This is a genomic window from Rhizobium sp. No.120, assembly GCF_054558365.1.
Map to the genome: position 1 here is coordinate 325,694 of NZ_BAAJNQ010000001.1, position 17,906 is coordinate 343,599.

15 protein-coding genes are annotated in these 17,906 nt (G+C 59.5%); 9 read left to right on the top strand and 6 right to left on the bottom strand.

Annotated elements, in window-relative coordinates; translation table 11 throughout:
• Positions 1-19: 19 nt before the first annotated feature.
• Positions 20-1,027, bottom strand: a complete 1,008-nt coding sequence (locus ACYJRZ_RS01680) for a LysR family transcriptional regulator (protein WP_459455466.1) — start codon at positions 1,025-1,027, stop codon at positions 20-22.
• A 275-nt stretch (positions 1,028-1,302) separates the two neighbouring features.
• Here ACYJRZ_RS01680 and chvE point away from each other — a divergent pair, with 275 nt between their 5' ends.
• The 8 genes from chvE to ACYJRZ_RS01720 all read left to right on the top strand — a co-directional run bounded on the left by chvE (position 1,303) and on the right by ACYJRZ_RS01720 (position 10,422).
• Positions 1,303-2,367 (top strand): multiple monosaccharide ABC transporter substrate-binding protein, encoded by a 1,065-nt coding sequence (gene chvE, locus ACYJRZ_RS01685; RefSeq protein WP_069612777.1) that lies wholly within the window; start codon positions 1,303-1,305, stop codon positions 2,365-2,367.
• Positions 2,368-2,471: 104 nt separating this feature from the next.
• Entirely contained in the window at positions 2,472-4,010 is a 1,539-nt protein-coding gene (mmsA, locus tag ACYJRZ_RS01690; protein ID WP_459455468.1) for a multiple monosaccharide ABC transporter ATP-binding protein, read from the top strand.
• A complete protein-coding gene (gene mmsB, locus ACYJRZ_RS01695) occupies positions 4,007-5,215 on the top strand; it encodes a multiple monosaccharide ABC transporter permease (protein WP_459455470.1) in 1,209 nt (402 codons plus the stop codon). Before mmsA ends, mmsB begins: the two co-directional genes overlap by 4 nt.
• A 116-nt stretch (positions 5,216-5,331) precedes the next feature.
• A complete protein-coding gene (gene araD1, locus ACYJRZ_RS01700) occupies positions 5,332-6,330 on the top strand; it encodes an AraD1 family protein (protein WP_459456900.1) in 999 nt (332 codons plus the stop codon).
• A gap of 66 nt (positions 6,331-6,396) precedes the next feature.
• On the top strand, positions 6,397-7,830 hold the full coding sequence (locus tag ACYJRZ_RS01705; protein WP_459455472.1) for an aldehyde dehydrogenase family protein: 1,434 nt from the start codon (positions 6,397-6,399) through the stop codon (positions 7,828-7,830).
• Between the two features lie 62 nt (positions 7,831-7,892).
• On the top strand, positions 7,893-9,638 hold the full coding sequence (gene araD / locus ACYJRZ_RS01710) for an L-arabinonate dehydratase (RefSeq protein ID WP_112340591.1): 1,746 nt from the start codon (positions 7,893-7,895) through the stop codon (positions 9,636-9,638).
• 131 nt (positions 9,639-9,769) lie between these two features.
• Complete coding sequence (locus tag ACYJRZ_RS01715) at positions 9,770-10,015, top strand: type II toxin-antitoxin system Phd/YefM family antitoxin (protein WP_459455474.1); 246 nt, start codon at positions 9,770-9,772, stop codon at positions 10,013-10,015.
• Positions 10,012-10,422, top strand: a complete 411-nt coding sequence (locus tag ACYJRZ_RS01720; protein WP_459455478.1) for a type II toxin-antitoxin system VapC family toxin — start codon at positions 10,012-10,014, stop codon at positions 10,420-10,422. Before ACYJRZ_RS01715 ends, ACYJRZ_RS01720 begins: the two co-directional genes overlap by 4 nt.
• Positions 10,423-10,432: 10 nt before the next feature.
• Here ACYJRZ_RS01720 and ACYJRZ_RS01725 read toward each other — a convergent pair whose 3' ends face one another.
• From ACYJRZ_RS01725 to ACYJRZ_RS01735, 3 genes are read right to left on the bottom strand one after another with little or no spacing between them, the layout of a single operon-like run.
• Complete coding sequence (locus tag ACYJRZ_RS01725) at positions 10,433-11,251, bottom strand: transglutaminase family protein (RefSeq protein ID WP_459455480.1); 819 nt, start codon at positions 11,249-11,251, stop codon at positions 10,433-10,435.
• A gap of 12 nt (positions 11,252-11,263) precedes the next feature.
• Positions 11,264-12,205, bottom strand: coding sequence for an alpha-E domain-containing protein (locus ACYJRZ_RS01730; protein WP_459455482.1), 942 nt, complete (start codon positions 12,203-12,205; stop codon positions 11,264-11,266).
• Between the two features lie 6 nt (positions 12,206-12,211).
• Positions 12,212-13,621 (bottom strand): circularly permuted type 2 ATP-grasp protein, encoded by a 1,410-nt coding sequence (locus ACYJRZ_RS01735; RefSeq protein WP_459455484.1) that lies wholly within the window; start codon positions 13,619-13,621, stop codon positions 12,212-12,214.
• 398 nt (positions 13,622-14,019) lie between these two features.
• Between ACYJRZ_RS01735 and ACYJRZ_RS01740 the strand changes: the two genes are divergently transcribed.
• A complete protein-coding gene (locus ACYJRZ_RS01740) occupies positions 14,020-14,913 on the top strand; it encodes a DMT family transporter (protein WP_459455486.1) in 894 nt (297 codons plus the stop codon).
• Positions 14,914-14,916: 3 nt separating this feature from the next.
• On the opposite strand, the gene ACYJRZ_RS01745 is transcribed toward ACYJRZ_RS01740, so the two are convergent.
• Together ACYJRZ_RS01745 and ACYJRZ_RS01750 are read right to left on the bottom strand one after the other, a co-directional pair.
• Positions 14,917-15,825: a DMT family transporter gene (locus ACYJRZ_RS01745; RefSeq protein ID WP_459456902.1), complete on the bottom strand. Its 909-nt coding sequence runs from the start codon at positions 15,823-15,825 to the stop codon at positions 14,917-14,919.
• Between the two features lie 234 nt (positions 15,826-16,059).
• Complete coding sequence (locus ACYJRZ_RS01750) at positions 16,060-17,712, bottom strand: DEAD/DEAH box helicase (RefSeq protein ID WP_459455488.1); 1,653 nt, start codon at positions 17,710-17,712, stop codon at positions 16,060-16,062.
• Between the last annotated feature and the right edge of the window lie 194 nt (positions 17,713-17,906).

Sequence of the window (17,906 nt, forward strand, 5' to 3'; positions counted from 1 at the left end):
GGCGGCAACGGTTCTTCTTTCATGCCGGCGAGAGATGCCGGCTCTCTTCCAGGATCATGTCGTGCAGCAGCCGCGCGCTCGGCGGCATGGCGCGTTCGCGGGCGGTAATGAGGCTGTAGGGCCTCACATCGATATCGAAATCGATCGGCAGGATGGAGGATTCGCCCGCCTTGGACGTTTGCCCGCAGATGAATTGCGCCATGTCGAGGGCAACCGGCGCGATCGCATCCGTCTTGCAGACCACCGCCAGCGTCAGCAGCAACGACGAGGTGTTGACGATGTTTTCGGGCAGGGGTACGCCGGCGGCGAGAAAAATATCTTCCACCTTGCGGCGAAGCAATGTGCCCGGCGGTTGGAATACCCAGTCGTAACCGGCCAGATCGAGCAGGCTGGCGATCCCTTTTTCAAGCAGCGGGTGGTCGTTGCGAACCACCAGGCAGGCTTTTTCGACGCCGATCTCATGGGCGGTGAATAGGCGGGGATCGAGATCGTCCGGGATGCGGCTGATGATGAAATCGTGGCGAGCCGCCAGCAGCTCGCGCGCGAGCACATTGCTGTTTTCGACCTCGATATTGATCTCTATTCCGGGATAGGTACGTGTCACCCGCTGGATCGCCGGAACGACAAGGCTGATCGCCGGTGCGGTCACCGCCCCCAGAAAGACCGAGCCGCCCTTGCCCGTTCGCAAGGCACCCAGCTCCCGGCCTGCCTCGCGCAGCTCCAGCAGGATCTTGCGTGCCCGCTTGGCTAGAGCGAGCCCGAAGGGGGTCAGGACGACGCCTCTTGCGACACGCTCGTAAAGCGGGCTTTTGACAATCGACTCCATTTCTGAGAGCATCCGTGAAGCCGCAGGTTGTGACATGTTCATGGACTCAGCAGCTGCAGAAATTTGCCCGTGATCCTCGATCGTGACGATCATGCGCAGGTGATTGAGCTTCAAACCGGCTTTCAACAACGCATCGTCGCGAAAATTGTCGGAATGAATCTCAATGCCGTCGCTCAAATAATCGTTATATATTTTCTCCATAACGGCCAATTTTCCTCTTCGTCGGCAAAAAAGTACTATTTTTTAACATTATACCAAACTTGGTATATGTTTTGCCAGTTATTCTATTTGACAGTTATACGAAATCGTACGAGTTTGCCGATCGTGCGCTGGGTACAGCTCACAAACCGTGAGAGCGTGGAGGAGACCTACTTCGTTTCTCACAATTAGAAGTAAATCATTCCTTCTACGGAACCTGCCGCAGTTTCGGGCGGGCATTTTTTGTCCGCCGCATTAATTCAACAAGGGAGAGAGTAATGAAATCCATTATCTCATTGATGGCCGGCGCTGCGTTCGGCGTCGCTACGCTGGTGGTACCTGCCTTCGCGGCGGACAAGGGCACGGTAGGCATCGCCATGCCGACCAAGGCTTCGGCTCGCTGGATCGATGACGGCAACAACATCGTTAAGCAGCTCCAGGCCGCCGGTTACGGCACCGACCTTCAGTATGGCGACGACGACATTCCGAACCAGCTCTCGCAGATCGAGAACATGGTCACCAAGGGCGACAAGGTCCTCGTTATCGCTTCGATCGACGGCACGACGCTGTCCGACGTTCTGCAGAAGGCTCACGATGCCGGCATCAAGGTCATCGCCTATGACCGCCTGATCCGCAACAGCCCGAATGTCGACTATTATGCGACCTTCGACAACTTCAAAGTCGGCGTCCTGCAGGCAAACTCGATCGTCGACGCTCTCGGCCTCAAGGATGGCAAGGGCCCGTTCAACATCGAGCTGTTCGGCGGCTCTCCGGACGACAACAACGCCTTCTTCTTCTATGACGGCGCAATGTCGGTCCTGAAGCCGTACATCGACAGCGGTAAGCTCGTCGTAAAGTCCGGCCAGATGGGCATGGACAAGGTCGGCACGCTGCGTTGGGATCCGGCAACAGCCCAGGCCCGCATGGACAACCTGCTGTCGGCCTACTACACCGACGCTCATGTCGATGCCGTTCTGTCTCCGTATGACGGCCTGTCGATCGGTATCCTCTCCGCGCTCAAGGGTGTCGGCTACGGTTCCGGCGGCGTGAAGCTGCCGATCGTGACCGGTCAGGACTCCGAAATCCCGTCGGTCAAGTCGATCATTGCTGGCGAGCAGCACTCCACGATCTTCAAGGACACCCGTGACCTCGCCAAGGTCACCGTCAACATGGTCAACGCTCTGATGGAAGGCAAGACGCCTGAAGTCAACGACACGAAGACCTACGACAACGGTGTCAAGGTTGTTCCGTCCTACCTGCTGACCCCGGTCGCAGTCGACAAGACCAACTACGAGAAGGTTCTCGTCGAGGGCGGTTACTACAAGGCCGATCAGCTGAAGTAATTTTCCGACATAGCGGTCAGGGCTCGCTCAATGCGAGCCCTGGCTTTGATATTTAAGACGATCGCGCGGTCTGCTATGTTCGATCGCGGCGTTGGATACGGACAATGGACAATACCATTCTCGAAATGCGGAACATAACCAAGTCGTTCCCCGGTGTGAACGCCTTGGAAAATGTCAATTTGAAAGTCCGTCAGGGCGAGATTCATGCTTTGGTTGGCGAAAACGGAGCCGGCAAATCTACCCTCATGAAGGTGCTATCGGGTGTCTATCCGGCCGGCACGTACGACGGCGATATCTATTACGATGGGGCAGTCCGTCAGTTCAAAACCATCAGGGACTCCGAAGATATCGGCATCATCATCATTCATCAGGAGCTGGCGCTCGTTCCGCTTCTGTCGATTGCCGAAAATATCTTCCTCGGCAATGAAGTTGTCGCCAATGGCATGATCAATTGGCAGGAAACCTTCAGCCGGACCAAACAGCTTCTTTCCAAAGTGGGCCTCAAGGAATCTCCGAATACGCTCGTGACCGACATCGGTGTCGGTAAGCAGCAGCTCGTCGAGATCGCCAAGGCCCTGTCGAAGAGCGTCAAGCTGCTCATTCTCGACGAGCCGACGGCATCGCTGAATGAAAACGACTCCGATGCTCTCCTCAATCTCCTCATGGAGTTCCGCAACCAAGGCATCACGTCGATCATCATCACGCACAAGCTCAACGAAGTGCGCAAGGTGGCCGACCAGATCACCGTGTTGCGCGACGGCATGACGGTGAAGGCGCTCGACTGTCATGAGGAAGAGATCAGCGAAGACATCATCATCCGCAACATGGTCGGCCGTGAGCTGGCGGATCGCTATCCGCCGCGTTCGGTTCCGATCGGCGAAACGATCTTCGAAGTGAAGAACTGGAACGCCTTCCATCAGCAGCATCGCGATCGCCAAGTCCTGCACGATATCAACATCAATGTACGCAAGGGCGAAGTGGTCGGCATTGCCGGCCTGATGGGAGCGGGGCGTACCGAATTCGCCATGAGCGTCTTCGGTAAATCCTATGGCCACAAGATCAGTGGCGAAGTCTTCCTTGACGGCAAGCTGGTCGATACCAGCACGGTGCGCAAGGCGATCGATGCCGGTCTTGCCTACGTGACGGAAGACCGCAAGCAGCTCGGCCTGGTTCTGACCAACAGCATCCTGCACAACACGACGCTTGCCAATCTGCTTGGCGTTTCCAAGGCAACTGTCATCGATGACGTGCGCGAGCTGCAGGTGGCGACGAACTATCGTTCCAAGCTTCGCATCCGTTCGTCCGGCGTCTTCCAGGAAGCGGGCAACCTCTCCGGCGGCAACCAGCAGAAGGTGGTGCTGTCGAAATGGCTGTTCTCGAACCCGGACGTTCTGATCCTCGATGAGCCCACACGAGGCATCGACGTCGGCGCCAAATACGAAATCTATTCCATCATCAACCAGCTTGCCGCCGACGGAAAGGGCGTTCTGATGATCTCATCGGAAATGCCGGAGCTTCTCGGCACTTGCGACCGCATCTACGTCATGAACGAAGGCCGCATCGTTGCCGAATTGCCGAAGGCAGAGGCAAGCCAGGAGAGCATCATGCGCGCTATCATGCGCTCAGGGGAGAAACAACAATGAGTTCGGCCAACCCAGCCACAGAAAGCAGCCACGTCGTTTCCATCGGCGACCACATCCGCAACAACATCCGTGAATACGGCATGTTGATCGCGCTCGTCGTCATCATGCTGCTGTTTCAGTACTTGACGAACGGCGTTCTCTTCAGGCCGCAGAACCTGACCAACATCGTGCTGCAGAATTCCTTCATCGTCATCATGGCGCTCGGCATGCTGCTTGTCATCGTGGCCGGCCATATCGACCTTTCCGTCGGCTCCGTCGTCGGCTTCGTCGGGGCCGTCGCCGGCGTTTTGGTCGTGCAGATGCATATGAATCTTGCGCTCGCGACGGTCATTTGTCTGCTGATGGGTGCCGCGGTCGGCGCGTGGCATGGCTATTTCATCGCCTATCACCGTATTCCGTCGTTCATCGTGACGCTGTCCGGCATGCTGGTTTTCCGCGGCCTGACCTATACGATCATCAACACGACCGGTAACGGCAGCAGTATCGGTCCGTTCCCGCCGGCATTCCAGATCGTTGCAACGGGCTTCATTCCCGATTTCACCGATATGGGCGGCATCCATTCGACCTCGATCTTGCTGACCGTCGCCATCCCGATCGTCATGTTCCTGCTGTCATGGCGCCGCCGCACCGTCAACGAGAAGCACGGTATCGATGTCGAGCCGTTCAGCTTCTTCCTTGCCCAGAATCTGGTGGTTGCCGCTGCGACCATCTTCATCGGCTATCAGATCTCCTCCTACAGAGGCTTGCCGAACGTTCTGGTTCTCATGCTGCTTTTGATCGCTCTCTACAGCTTCGCAACACAGCGCACGACGATCGGCCGCCGCATCTATGCCATGGGCGGCAATGAAAAGGCGACGAAGCTCTCGGGTATCGATACCCGCCGCCTGACCTTCTACACCTTCATCAACATGGGTATCCTGGCGAGCATTGCCGGCATCATCATCGCGACGCGCCTGAATTCGGCAACCGCAAAAGGCGGTGACGGCCTCGAACTCGACGTCATCGCAGCCTGCTTCATCGGCGGCGCTTCAGCTTCCGGCGGCGTCGGCAAGGTGACGGGTGCCGTCATCGGCGCCTTGATCATGGGTGTCTTGAACCAGGGGATGTCGATCCTCGGCTACCAGACGGACTCCCAGAAGATGATCAAGGGTGCGGTGCTTCTCGCTGCCGTGTTCATCGACGTCTACAACAAGAACAAGGGTTGATCGTTTAGCGATCAACCCAGCTTTTAAAACCAAATCCATGACAGAGTCCGGCTCTCGCTGAGAGCCGGAACGGGAAACTGCATCCAATCTCTGTCTGTTAGGAAAGGATGAAAGACATGCTCATCTCGCAGATCAAGGGTTCGAACGGCGAGATCGTCGTTGCCGTCCGCAATGGACCCGGCGAAGCCGCCAAAACAGTCGTCAATGGCGGCAGCGTCTACGCTCTGGCGATGGAAGCCGCCGACAGCGGCAAATCGCTGGTATCGGTGATCGAGGCTCACGGTCTTGGCGAGGCGATCGACCTTGAAAAAGCCTATGCCGACGGCCGTTTCCTGCCGCCGATCACGCACCCCGACGCAGCTCACCTGCACTTGACCGGCACGGGCCTGACGCATCTGGGTTCCGCTGCCACGCGTGATTCCATGCACAAGAAAACGACGGAAGCCGCTGAGGAGACGCTGACCGACTCCATGAAGATGTTCAAGATGGGCATCGAGGGCGGCAAGCCGAAGGCTGGCGAGAAGGGCGTTCAGCCCGAATGGTTCTACAAGGGCAACGGCTATGGCGCTGCGGCCCCGGGTGCGGCACTCGTATCTCCATCCTTCGCGCTTGATGGCGGCGAGGAGCCCGAAATGGCCGGCATCTATGTAATTGCCAAGGACGGCACGCCGTTCCGCATCGGCTTTGCGCTGTCGAACGAATTTTCCGATCACGTCACCGAGCGGATCAACTATCTTTATCTCGCCCATTCCAAGCTGCGTCCGGCAAGTTTCGGCCCGGAAATCCGCATCGGAGTGGCTCCTGAGGATATTCGCGGTACCTCCCGCATCAAGCGCGGCGACAAGGTGATTTTCGAAAAGCCGTTCCTGTCCGGCGAGGCGAACATGTCGCACACCTTTGCAAACCTTGAATATCACCATTTCAAGTACGGCATCTTCCGTGTTCCCGGCGATGTGCATGTGCACATGTTCGGCACGGCGACGCTTTCCTTCGCGGAAGGCATCAAGCCCGAAGTCGGCGACGTCTTCGAAATCGAAGTTGGCGAATTTGGCCTGCCGCTGCGCAATCCGCTGGCGGTCGATGCCGAGGAAGAGGTGGCTGTTCGCCAGCTGTAATGTATCGAGCCCGGCCGCAAGGGATCGGCCGGGCGTTTTCAATACGATCCAGGAAGGCATGACGCCATGACCATTCATCAGAACTTGATTGCCGGGGAGTGGACGGGGACGAACGGCACCGAGAACATCAACCCGTCGGATACAAACGAGGTCGTCGGCCTCTATGCGAGCGCAAGCGCGCAGGATGTCACGGATGCGATCGCTGCCGCCAAGGCCGCTTTTCCAGCCTGGTCGCGTTCTGGCATTCTGGAGCGTCACACGATCCTGAAGAAGGCCGGCGAGGAGATCCTGGCCCGCAAGGATGAGCTTGGTGCGCTGCTCGCCCGCGAAGAGGGCAAGACATTGCCCGAGGCGATCGGCGAGACCATCCGAGCCGCGCAGATCTTCGAATTCTTCGCCGGAGAGGCGCTGCGCCTTGCAGGCGAGGTCGTGCCTTCTGTGCGTCCGAACATCGGTGTCGAGATCACCCGCGAGCCGCTCGGCGTCATCGGCGTCATCACGCCCTGGAACTTCCCGATCGCCATTCCCGCATGGAAGATCGCGCCGGCGCTCTGCTATGGCAACACCGTCGTCTTCAAACCGGCCGATCTCGTGCCTGGCTGCTCTTGGGCGATCGTCGATATCCTCCATCGCGCCGGTCTGCCGAAGGGTGTGCTGAACCTCGTCATGGGCAAGGGCTCGGTCGTCGGTCAGGCGATGCTGGACAGCCCGGTTCTTTCCGGCATCACCTTCACCGGCTCGGTCGGCACCGGCAAGCGCGTGGCGCTTTCCTCCGTCGAGCATGGCCGCAAGTACCAGCTCGAAATGGGCGGCAAGAACCCGATGGTCGTGCTTGATGATGCCGATCTGACTGTGGCCGTCGAGGCGGCCGCCAATTCCGCCTTCTTCTCGACCGGCCAGCGCTGCACGGCTTCGTCGCGTCTGATCGTCACGGAAGGCATTCACGACAGGTTCGTGGCGGCGCTGACGGAGAAGTTGAAGACACTTAACGTCGACAATGCCATGAAGTCGGGCACGCATATCGGCCCGGTCGTTGATGCCAAGCAACTGAAGACGGATACGGATTATATCGAAATCGGCCGCCAAGAGGGCGCCAAGCTTGCCTTCGGCGGCGAGCTCGTCAAGCGCGACACCCCCGGCTTCTATCTGCAGCCGACGCTCTTCACGGAAGCGACGAACCAGATGCGCATCAGCCGCGAGGAGATCTTCGGGCCGGTCGCTTCGGTCATTCGGGTGAAGGATTATGAAGAAGCCTTGGCCACGGCCAACGATACGCCGTTCGGCCTGTCCTCGGGCATTGCCACGACGAGCCTGAAGCATGCGACGCATTTCAAGCGCAATGCGGAAGCGGGCATGGTGATGGTCAACCTGCCGACGGCGGGCGTTGATTTCCACGTGCCGTTCGGTGGCCGCAAGGGCTCGTCCTTCGGTCCGCGCGAGCAGGGCAAATACGCTGCCGAATTCTTCACCACCGTCAAGACGGCTTACACGCTCGCCTGACCACCGAATTCAAAGCCTGGGAGCGAACGAGGCGGCCCGGGCGACACAAAGGTAGAGAGACTATGAAAAAGAAAGCTGAATGGCCGCGCAAGCTGCGCTCCTATGATTGGTTTGGCGGCACAGGCAAGAACGCAATCATGCACCGCTCCTGGATGAAGAATCAGGGCCTGCCGGCCGATACGTTCGACGGCCGTCCGATCATCGGCATCTGTAACACCTGGTCGGAGCTGACGCCCTGCAACGCGCACCTGCGCGATCTTGCAGAGCGCGTGAAGCGCGGTGTCTACGAAGCCGGCGGTTTCCCCGTCGAATTCCCGGTCTTCTCCGTCGGCGAAAGCACGCTGCGCCCGACGGCCATGATGTTCCGCAACCTCGCTGCCATGGACGTGGAAGAAGCGATCCGCGGCAATCCGGTCGATGGCGTCGTGCTGCTCGGCGGCTGCGACAAGACCACGCCGAGCTTGCTGATGGGCGCGGCTTCCGTCGATATCCCGGTCATCCTCGTTTCCGGCGGCCCGATGCTGAACGGCAAGTGGCGCGGCAAGGATGTCGGTTCCGGCACGGCAATCTGGCAGTTCTCGGAAATGGTGAAATCCGGCGAGATGTCGCTGGATGAATTCATGGATGCGGAGCAGGGCATGGCCCGCTCAGCCGGCAGCTGCATGACCATGGGCACGGCCTCGACGATGGCGTCGATGGCCGAAGCGCTCGGCATGACCTTGCCCGGCAATGCCGCGATCCCCGCGGTCGATGCACGTCGCCGCGTCATCTCGCAGCTGTCAGGCCGCCGCATCGTCGACATGGTCAAGGAAGACCTGAAACCATCAGACATTCTGACCAAGGAAGCTTTCGAAAATGCCATCCGCGTCAATGGCGCCGTCGGCGGTTCGACCAATGCCGTTCTGCACCTTTTGGCACTTGCCGGCCGCGTCGGCGTCGATCTGTCACTGGACGATTGGGATCGTCTCGGCCGCGAAGTGCCGACGATCGTCAACCTGCAGCCATCGGGCAAGCACCTGATGGAAGAGTTCTACTATGCCGGCGGTCTGCCCGTCGTCATCAAGGCGGTTGGTGAGATGGGCCTGCTGCACAAGGACGCCATCACGGTGACCGGCGACACGATCTGGGCCGGCGTGAAGGATGTGGTCAACTACAATGACGACGTTATCGTTCCGAAGGAAAAGGCACTGACGCAGTCGGGCGGTATTGCCGTTCTGCGCGGCAACCTTGCTCCGAAGGGTGCCGTTCTGAAGCCATCCGCCGCTTCGCCGCATCTGATGCAGCACAAGGGCCGCGCCGTCGTCTTCGAAAGCATCGAGGACTACCACGCCCGCATCAACCGCGACGATCTCGATATCGACGAGAACTGCATCATGGTGCTGAAGTACTGCGGCCCGAAGGGTTATCCGGGCATGGCCGAAGTCGGCAATATGGGCCTGCCGCCGAAGGTGCTGAAAAAAGGCATCACCGACATGATCCGCATCTCCGATGCGCGCATGTCCGGTACGGCCTACGGCACGGTCATCCTGCATACGGCTCCGGAAGCCGCTGATGGCGGCCCGCTGGCGCTGGTTCAGAACGGCGACATCATCGCCGTCGACGTTCCCGCCCGCACCATCCAGCTCGAAGTGTCGGATGAGGAACTGGCAAAGCGCCGCGCCGCCTGGGTTTCCCCGGTCAAGCCGCTCACCGGTGGTTACGGCGGTCTCTATGTGAAGTCGGTCATGCAGGCCGACACCGGCGCCGACCTGGACTTCCTCGTCGGCCCGCGCGGCTCGGAAATCCCGAACAATCGCGACAGCCACTAAGATCGGTGCGCTTGGAATTGGAAAAAGGGCGGGGCGAGAGTTCCGCCCTTTTTCATTGCCACACTTTAGCGTATTGACCATCTCACATTGAATGACCATATTTGATGTACATCTGTACGAGAATAGTGGTCATGTCTATCAAATCTGTCGGTGCCGCCGAATTCAAGGCAAAATGCCTTCATCTGATCGATCAAATGGGTAGTGACGGAGAGCCCATCGTCATTACAAAGCGTGGAAAGCCGGTCGCTTTGCTGACACCCGCGCCGGAGAAATCGGACCGCCCCAGCATCATCGGCGCGATGAAGGGCAGTGTTCTACAATATGACGATCCGTTTCTGCCTGCTGTCGATGCTGAAGAATGGGATGCGACGCGTTGATCGTCATCGATACGCATATTTTGATCTGGGCTATGCATGACGATTCGCGGCTGAGTGCGCGGGCTCGTGAGCTTATCGATGAAACGACGGTGCGCAGTCGCATTTTGATCTCAGCGATCACTCCTTGGGAAGTCGCCATGCTCGCGGAAAAGGGGCGCATCGCACTTGGTGATGACGTTGGCCGTTGGCTCGCCATGGCACTGGCTTTGCCTGGTTTGCAGCTGGCGCCCATAGAGCCACAGATCGCGGTGGATAGCGTTCGCCTGCCGGGAGAGTTTCATCCCGATCCGGCTGACCGCATTATTGTGGCGACCGCACGCTTCCACCGTATCCCGCTGCTGACGGCCGATCGAGCAATCCTCAGCTATGGCGACAAAGGCCATGTCGAGGTTTTTCCGGCAGGATGAGTGCTGCCTGCTAGCTCTGGCTCTGACTTTGCCCCTGGGTCGCGACTGTTACCTTGACCATAAGAGTTTCGCCTGGCGTGCCGATCCGCATGCCGGAGACCGGGGCGGCGTCACGATAGCAGAGGCCCGTCGCGATGCGGACGTAGCGGGCGTCGGGGCAAACATCGTTGGCCGGATCGAATCCTACCCAGCCGAGGCCGGGGATATGTGCCTCGGCCCAGGCGTGGGTTGCTGCCTGCTCGTTCTTGCCTTCCATCATCAGATAGCCGGAGACGTAACGGGCAGGGATCTGCAATGCACGGGCGCCGGCGAGGAAGATATGGGCGTGGTCCTGGCAGACGCCGCTCTTTGCCTCTAGTGCCTGCTCCGCCGTTGTCTCCGTATTGCTGGTGCCCGGTTTGTATTCCACGGTCTCGTGGATCGCTTTCATCAGTGCATGCATCTTGCCGAGCTCGTTGTCGCCGGAAACGCCGCGCAACAGCTCCTTGGTCAGCCTGCCTGCCTCGGTGCGCGGCGACTCCCGCAGGAAAAGCCAGAGCGGGCTGAAGCCCTGGTGCAGCCCGACAACGCCGTTGAGGTCCTGCGTCTCGACTTCGCCTGAGGCAATGATCTTCGTTGCGTCCTGCTGCCCATCTAGGGACACCAGCGTGGCGCGATTGCCGAACTGGTCGTCATATTCCACCTCGGGCTTAGCGCCTTCGACCGAGAGCTTCCAGTCGATGACCGTCTGTCCCACGCCGGTCAGCGGCGTCAGGTGCAGCCGCTGCAGCGAGAATTGCGCCGGCTCGTCGTAGCGATATTCCGTGATATGGCTGATCGTCAGTCTCATAATATCGCCCGCCTATTCGTAGAACCGGTAGCCGTCGGATATTTCGGCGCCCAACTGGTTGTTGCGGGCGACGAAATCCTCGAGGAACTCATGCAGGCCCTGGTCCATGATCTGCTTGATCGTCAGCTTTTGCAGCGACTTACGGATGGCTACCGCCGTATCGTGCGCCGGCAGCTTTTTTTCATATTCGGCGCTGAGATAGCCGATATTGCTGACGATCTTTTCATAGCAATAGGCGAGCGAACGCGGCATCTGTCCGTTCAGGATTAGGAAGTCAGCGATATTGGCCGGCTTGTATTCGGGATCGTAGGCCCATTTATAGGCCCGATGCGCCGAGACTGACCGCAGGATCGATTCCCATTGCGCATTGTCGAGCGAGGAGCCGACATGCGAGACGGATGGCAGCAGGACGTAATATTTCACGTCGAGAATGCGGGCCGTGTTGTCAGCGCGCTCGATGAAGGTGCCGATGCGGGCGAAATTATAGAGTTCGTTGCGCAGCATCGAGCCGTGGAAGGCGCCGCGGATCAGGCCGGCGCGCTGCTTGATGACGTCGATCATCTCGGGCAGTTCCGCGGTTTTCAGCCGCTTGCCGAGCAGCGACTTCAGCTCGATCCAGCATTCGTTGGTCGCTTCCCAGGTGTCGCGGGTTAGCGCCGTGCGCACCATGCGGGCATTGTTGCGGCCATATTCGATGCAGGACATGACGCTTGACGGATTGGAGCGGTCGCGCATCAGGTAGTCGATCGCGTCGCTCCCAGTCAGCTTGTTATGCACCTCATCGTAGGCTTCACGTACGCCGGCGCTTTGCAGGACCCCATCCCAATCGTCATCGACGGCGTCGCTGCGGGTCAGCGACATGCGCTGGCCGGCATCGACGAGGCGGGCTATGTTTTCGGCACGCTCGATGTAACGGAACATCCAGTAGAGGCCGTTCGCGGTTCTTCCCAGCATGTCCGATCAGTCCTCCAGAACCCAGGTGTCTTTGGTGCCGCCGCCCTGGCTGGAGTTGACCACCAGCGAGCCTTCCTTCAGCGCCACGCGGGTCAGCCCGCCGGGGATGATCCGCACCTTGTCGGAGACGAGGACATAGGGCCGCAGATCGACGTGCCGCGGCGCAATACCCTTGTTGACCAGGATAGGCACCGTCGAGAGCGAAAGCGTCGGCTGCGCGATGTAGTTGTTCGGCTTGCTTTTGAGCTTCTCGGCAAAGGTTGCCCGCTCCTTCTTCGTGGCCGTCGGCCCCACAAGCATGCCGTAGCCGCCGGAGCCGTGGACTTCCTTGACGACGAGATCGGCGAGATTATCGAGCACATATTGCAGGCTGTTTGGCTCCGAACAGCGCCAGGTCGGCACGTTTTCGAGGATCGGCTTGCGGCCGGTATAGAATTCGACGATCTCGGGCATGTAGGAATAGATCGCCTTGTCGTCGGAAATGCCGGTGCCAGGCGCATTGGCGATGGTGATATTGCCGGCGCGGTAGACATCCATGATGCCGGGAATGCCCAGTGCGGAATCCGGGCGAAAGGTGAGTGGATCGAGGAAATCGTCGTCGACGCGGCGGTAGAGCACGTCGATCGCCTCATAGCCGCGCGTCGTGCGCATCTTCACCTTGCCGTCGATGACACGCAGATCGGAGCCTTCCACCAGCTCCACACCCATCATGTCGGCCAGGAAGGAATGCTCGTAATAGGCGGAATTGTAGATGCCGGGTGTAAGCACGGCGACGCGCGGCTTGCCGGTGCAGCCGGGAGGCGCGAGCGATGCCAGGCTCTGGCGCAGCAGCAGTGGATAGTCCTCGACGCGCTGCACCTTGTTCTGGTGAAACAGCTCGGGGAACATCTGCATCATCGTTTCGCGGTTTTCCAGCATGTAGCTGACGCCGGAAGGGGTGCGGGCATTGTCCTCGAGCACATAGAACTGGTCTTCGCCCGTGCGGACGATGTCGGTACCGACGATATGGGTGTAAACGCCGCCCGGCGGACGGAAGCCGATCATTTCAGGCAGGAAGGCGTCGTTCTTCTCGATCAGTTCGCGCGGGATGCGGCCGGCGCGGATGATTTCCTGCTTGTGATAGATGTCGTCAAGGAAGGCGTTCAGGGCGATGACCCGCTGTTCGATACCCTGGGCAAGCTTGCGCCATTCGCGGCCTGATATGATGCGGGGGATGATGTCGAAGGGGATGAGCTTTTCGGAGGAGTCTGCGTGTCCGTAGACCGCGAAGGTAATACCCGTCTTTCGGAAGATGGTTTCCGCATCGCGGGATTTGGCAATGAGGTGGCCCCTGTCCTGGCCTGAGTACCACTCGAAGTATTTCTCGTAAGGCGCGCGCGGACTTTCATCCGCAGTAATCATTTCATCAAATGCCAAAGGTGCGGTCCCCGTGTTTTTACCCATTTGAATACAACGGTTTTTACAATGCAAGAACTATGCGCAGTTGCCATCGCGAATTTCTGAATGTCGAAAAATGCCGGATTTACAGGCATTTAGGATCAACAAGGGTGTTGCTTGCCAGCTCTAGTCGCAATGTTCGGATCAAAATTTGGGCATCTGCTTCTTTTGCGAACTGAGCGTTTGGGTAGTGGTTAAGGTTTCTGAAACCGGCGCGGTGGTTCGCCTGATGTGAAGAAAAATTGATTGCTGTTTTCAGCAGATCGATTTTGACCGCACAGCCGCCATCGGCTATCAGCCTTCAACCCCTCCGCGCGACACCCCGAGTCGACCAGGATTCCGGATTCCCAAGCGCCACATATATCGGTCCGATTCCCATGTCCCTCGATAGGCTTGCGCCCGCGATTTTTGTCCTTCTCTGGTCCACCGGCTGGATCGTCGCCAAATATGCTTCGCTGCATGCGGGTCCCTTTACCTTCCTGATGATCCGCTACAGCCTGTCGGCGCTTGCATTCGTGCTGCTCTGTTCGATCGTCGGTGCCCGGTGGCCGCGCGACTGGACGAGCGTGTTTCGCGCCATCTATTCCGGCATTTTCCTGCACGGCCTCTATCTGGCTGGTCTCTGGTGGGCAATTGCCGAGGGCGTGCCGGCCGGCATTTCCGGCATCATTGCGGCGCTGCAGCCGCTAATGACTGCCATGGCCGCACCGCTTCTCGTCGGCGAGCGGCTGCGGCCGATTCAGAAGGCCGGCCTGCTGCTTGGTTTCATCGGTATTGCCATCGCGATCTCGCCGAAGCTTCTGGCGACGGATACGGCCAATCTCTGGCAATCTGCCGTCCCGCTGGTCGTCAATTTGTTGGCAATGGTCTCGGTGACCTACGGCACGCTTTACCAGAAGCGGCACCTGCAGACCGGCGATCTCAGAACCATCGCGACCTTGCAATATGTCGGCGCGCTGATCGTCACCGTGCCGCTGGCCTTCATCTTCGAGGGATTACGTTTCGACAGCACGCAGACGGCGATCCTGTCTATGCTCTGGTCGGTCTTCGGCCTGTCCATGGGCGCTGTCGGTCTGCTGCTCTATCTCATCCGCCGCGGGCAGGTATCGCGCGCGGCATCGCTGATCTACCTGATGCCGCCGGCTGTCGCCATCGAGGCGGCCATCGCCTTCGGCGAGCCGCTGACGCTGCCGATCATCATCGGCACGGTGATTGTGGTGATCGGTGTTTACCTCACCAACCGGCGTCAGGCGGAAGTCGTGCCGGAATAGGCTCTACGACTTCTTCTGGGCATCGATCCGTCGCCGCCATCGTAAGAGTCTGCCATCGACAACCACCAGGCTGGAGACGATCAGGGCCAATCCGAGGAATTCGTAAGTTTCCAGACGCTCTCCAAGGAATGCTGTACTCAAGATGATCGCGCTTGCAGGCACGAGCAGCGTCACCAGCGAGGCATTTGTCGCCCCGGCAGAGGCGATGAGATTGAAATAGAGAATGAAGGCGAAGGCAGTCGTTACGATTGCGAGAGTGCCAATGGCCAGCCAGATCGAGATATTCGCGCTTACGATGTCGCGCGGATCATAGAGAAGAAGGACGATCGGTATCATAAAGATGGTGGAGGCGGTCAGTTGGCCAGCCGCGACGACGACGGGCTTAATATCCCGAAATCGTTTCGCGAAAACGGCCGCGAATGCATAGGAAATTGCCGCTCCGATGATCGCAAGCTTTGCCCATGTCGGTCCGCCCAAATTGGCGAAGAGCCCTGGGCCGATCATGGTGGCAGCGCCGCCAATCCCCAAAGCCACGCCCGCAAGCTTACCGGCGGAAAGCTTTTCGTCTGATGTCAGCAGATTTGCGACCAGGACTGTCCACAGGGGTGTCGTCGCGTAGAGCACCGAGGCAAGGCCTGCTCCGATCTCTGTTTGGCCGCTAAATATCAGAGAAAATGGGATAACGTTGTTGAGCAGAGCGAGACCCAGGAACGAAGCTGATCTGGCAATAGCGGGCGCAAAGGAAATATTGCGCAGGCGCAACCAGACATGCAGGACAAGCGCGGCAATCGAAACCCGATAGAGCACCAGCGCCAGCGGCGGGATTTCTGCCACTGCTATACGGGCGAAGAAGAATGATCCGCCCCACAGCGCGCCGAGAAGCAGGAGCTGCCCCCAGTCGCTCGCCGACATCGGCCGCGTTGCCGTCTTTTGCAATGCACTGCCTCCCAAGCCTCCAAACATGCTCCAAGCTATGCCGGGAAGTATCTGCAGGGAGGAAACAGTCATCCAAACATTGGCCGCCAAGCGAAATGGAATGTCAGCTAGCTTCGAAGTTTCGAATTTACTCTCATGACCAAATCGGTAGTCACTGCGTAGACGGGTGAGGCGTCAAAAAAAAGGGGGCCAATGGGCCCCCTTACTTTATCAAGCGCGTTCGCGGCGCTGGCCGCCGTTGCCGGGGCCACGACGCTTCATGCGGCCGTTGCCTCCGTTGCGCTGCTCGCCCTGAGCGCTGCGCTCTTCATTGTGGCGGCCTGCGGGGCGGCCAGGGGAATGGCGCTGGCCGCGATGGGCTCCGCCCTCATGCGCGGCACCGTTGCCGTTGGACTGGCCGTTGTGCTGCTTGCGAGCGGGACGGAAGTCCGAGGTCGAGGCGAGATCGTTGTCGGGTTCCGGACGAGGCGTCGGTTCGTTGCGACGCTGGCCACGGAAATCGGCATTGCGATTGTTTTCGCGCTGCGGACGATCGTTGCGCGGGCGGCGTTCCTGCCGCTCGCCAGCCTCACCACGAGCCTCGCCGTTTTCCTTATCGAAGAACGGACGGCGGGCCGGACGTTGCGGGCGGCTTTCGCCACGCTCGCGTCCCTGACCGTTCTGGCCTCTGCCCTGGCCGCCATTGTTCTGACCGCCGCGACCCTTGCCGCGAACGGGGCGGCCGCGATCGGCCGGGGCTTCGCCACTGGCAACGGCGATCTCGATACCCATCAGGCGTTCGATGTCACGCAGCAGGCGGATTTCATCAGGAGCGCAGAAGGCGATGGCGATGCCGTCGCGACCGGCGCGCGCGGTGCGGCCAATGCGGTGGACATAGGCATCCGGTACTTCCGGCAGGTCGAAGTTATAGACATGCGAAACGCCGGGGATGTCGATGCCGCGGGCGGCGACGTCGGTTGCGACGAGAACGCGGACATCGCCGTCGCGGAAGCCCTTGAGGGCGCGCTCGCGTTGGCCCTGGCTCTTGTTGCCGTGGATGGAGGCGGCGGCGAAACCGACGTGGTCGAGATGCTTCATCAGCTTCTCGGCGCCGTGCTTGGTGCGCAGGAAGACGATGGCGCGACCATCCGGATTGGCGGAGATGGTTTCCTTGAGAATCTCGGTCTTGTGGTTCTGGCCGGCAACGAAGTGGACATACTGCTCCACCTTGTCGGCTGCCTTGCCCGGAGGCGAGACCTCGACCTTGACCGGATTGGTCAGATAGTCGGAAGCGAGGTCGGCGATCGCCTTCGGCATGGTGGCCGAGAACAGCAGAGTCTGGCGCTTGGCTGGGACAAGCTTGGCGATCTTGCGCAAGTCGTGGATGAAGCCGAGATCGAGCATCTGATCGGCTTCGTCGAGGACGAGGTGGGTGACATGGCCGAGCGACAGGGCGCGGCGGTTGATGAGGTCGAGGAGGCGGCCGGGCGTTGCGACCAGAATATCGGTGCCGCGCTCGAGTTGAAGCTGCTGCTTGTTGATCGACGCGCCGCCGACCACGAGGTTGATGCGCAGCGGCGACTTGCGCACGAAGAGCTTCAAATTGTCTGCGATCTGGTTCACCAGCTCGCGGGTCGGGGCGAGGATCAGCGTGCGGACGGTGCGGTTGTCGGGACGCTTGGCTTCCTTCAGCAGCATCTCGATGATCGGGAGGCCGAAAGCGGCCGTTTTGCCGGTGCCGGTCTGGGCGAGGCCGATGAGATCACGGCCTTGGAGAACGAGCGGGATGGCCTGAGCCTGGATGGGCGTTGGCGTCGCGAAGTTGTTTTGCGACAGTGTATCGACGATCTGCTTGGAGAGACCAAGCGAGTGAAAATCGGTCAATTCAATACCTTTCGGGGCGCCAAAGCAAATAGGCCGGATCGCACCATGCGGTCCGGTCTGTCTCTGGCGTCAAGAACCCCGCGTGAAGTGGGAACTTGTAAGTTGGAAATAGCTTTCCCAGCGCATTGGCCACAGCGCTTGGCGCGGCCTCATTCATAAAAGCGCTTTTATCCTTCTCTTGCGTACAGATTGTC

Bases quoted from the DNA above. Each gene is read 5' to 3' on its own strand.
- ACYJRZ_RS01680 (WP_459455466.1), bottom strand. From the start codon at position 1,027: ATGGAGAAAATATATAACGATTATTTGAGCGACGGCATTGAGATTCAT.
- chvE (WP_069612777.1), top strand. From the start codon at position 1,303: ATGAAATCCATTATCTCATTGATGGCCGGCGCTGCGTTCGGCGTCGCT.
- mmsA (WP_459455468.1), top strand. From the start codon at position 2,472: ATGGACAATACCATTCTCGAAATGCGGAACATAACCAAGTCGTTCCCC.
- mmsB (WP_459455470.1), top strand. From the start codon at position 4,007: ATGAGTTCGGCCAACCCAGCCACAGAAAGCAGCCACGTCGTTTCCATC.
- araD1 (WP_459456900.1), top strand. From the start codon at position 5,332: ATGCTCATCTCGCAGATCAAGGGTTCGAACGGCGAGATCGTCGTTGCC.
- ACYJRZ_RS01705 (WP_459455472.1), top strand. From the start codon at position 6,397: ATGACCATTCATCAGAACTTGATTGCCGGGGAGTGGACGGGGACGAAC.
- araD (WP_112340591.1), top strand. From the start codon at position 7,893: ATGAAAAAGAAAGCTGAATGGCCGCGCAAGCTGCGCTCCTATGATTGG.
- ACYJRZ_RS01715 (WP_459455474.1), top strand. From the start codon at position 9,770: ATGTCTATCAAATCTGTCGGTGCCGCCGAATTCAAGGCAAAATGCCTT.
- ACYJRZ_RS01725 (WP_459455480.1), bottom strand. From the start codon at position 11,251: ATGAGACTGACGATCAGCCATATCACGGAATATCGCTACGACGAGCCG.
- ACYJRZ_RS01730 (WP_459455482.1), bottom strand. From the start codon at position 12,205: ATGCTGGGAAGAACCGCGAACGGCCTCTACTGGATGTTCCGTTACATC.
- ACYJRZ_RS01740 (WP_459455486.1), top strand. From the start codon at position 14,020: ATGTCCCTCGATAGGCTTGCGCCCGCGATTTTTGTCCTTCTCTGGTCC.
- ACYJRZ_RS01745 (WP_459456902.1), bottom strand. From the start codon at position 15,825: ATGTCGGCGAGCGACTGGGGGCAGCTCCTGCTTCTCGGCGCGCTGTGG.